This window comes from Sulfuricurvum sp. RIFOXYD12_FULL_44_77 (assembly GCF_001830725.1).
GTDB lineage: Bacteria > Campylobacterota > Campylobacteria > Campylobacterales > Sulfurimonadaceae > Sulfuricurvum > Sulfuricurvum kujiense_A.
On sequence record NZ_MIBU01000182.1, the window covers coordinates 1 to 1,227 of the forward strand.

The window sequence follows — 1,227 nt, forward strand, 5'->3', positions numbered from 1 at the left end:
AAATGCAGGGCTTCATCATCAAACTCACTCGTGTACGCGAAGAAGATATGATCGTCACCATAATAGCCGAGGAAAGCTTACAGACCCTTTACCGCTTCTACGGAGCACGCCATAGCCCTATCAATATGGGATTCAAAATTGATTACGAACCCGAACACTCCCTCAAATCTTCCATCCCCCGAATGAAGGATGTTATCCATCTCGGATTTCCGTGGATGAGCCAGTATGAGCGGCTCCGATTGTGGCAGCAGTTTATCACCCTCTTTCACCCCCATCTCAAAGATTCCGAATCGATCGGAGAGTTTTATTTCGCCCTTTTAAATGATGCATCGGCTCGCTGGAGCGATCAAAATCCCAAACGGGTCGCCATCGAATCGTATGTCAGGCTACTCGATCATGAGGGGCGGTTGCACCGTGAACTCAACTGCTTTTTCTGTGACCTTCCGATTGAAGAGGATATTTCCCTGATTCGGGCTTTTTTACCCGCACACACAAACTGCTCCCATACCCTCTCCATCAATCCCAAAGGGTTGGAGTGGCTCTATACCAATGCCTCCACCCTCTTTTTAGATGACAAAGAGGTTGAACGACTGTGGTACGTCCTTAACGAAGGGCTTTAACGGATCGTATAAAACTTGATCCCCTCTTCATAATGTTCCAGTAACGTCGGGGGGGTCTTCACAAAATCGGCATGCCCGAAAAAAAAGTAGGATTCCTTAGTGCGTGCAAGTCGACCAAGCCGCTCAACAGCTCGCATAACCGTTGATTCATCAAAATAGATAAGCATATTACGTGAAAAAATGGTATCGAATTTTCCCAATTCAAAAAGGTGGTCATCAAAAATATTGAGGGTATAAAATGTCACGAGACGTTTGATCTCATCCGAAATGGTAAATGTATTTTCTTCTTTGATAAAATATTTTTCCTGCAATGACAACGCTGTTTTATGAAGTGATCTCGTACTATAGTGCCCTTCCCTCGCCAATGATATGACATCACTGTTGATATCCAAGGAAATAATTTCAATTCTTTGGGCTGGAACTCCCCCCTCCAGCAGTGCCATTGCAATCGAATAAGGCTCTTCTCCGGTCGAACCGGGAGCGCATAGAATACGCACCTTATCACTTCCACGTACTACTTTATCGACTAGAAAATAGATTTGACGCGATTCTCTGAAAAAGTAGGTTTCATTCACCGTCAAGACATTAATCAACGCTTCCAAAATCG

Annotated in this window: 2 protein-coding genes; one reads left to right on the forward strand and one right to left on the reverse strand. The window is 44.6% G+C overall.

What is annotated here, in order from left to right:
• On the forward strand, positions 1-620 hold a 620-nt coding region (recO, locus tag A2517_RS07175; RefSeq protein WP_294895554.1), incomplete at its 5' end, for a recombination protein RecO.
• Here recO and A2517_RS07180 read toward each other — a convergent pair.
• On the reverse strand, positions 617-1,227 hold a 611-nt coding region (locus A2517_RS07180; RefSeq protein ID WP_294895557.1), incomplete at its 5' end, for a CheR family methyltransferase. The two genes, recO and A2517_RS07180, sit on opposite strands and share 4 nt — an antisense overlap.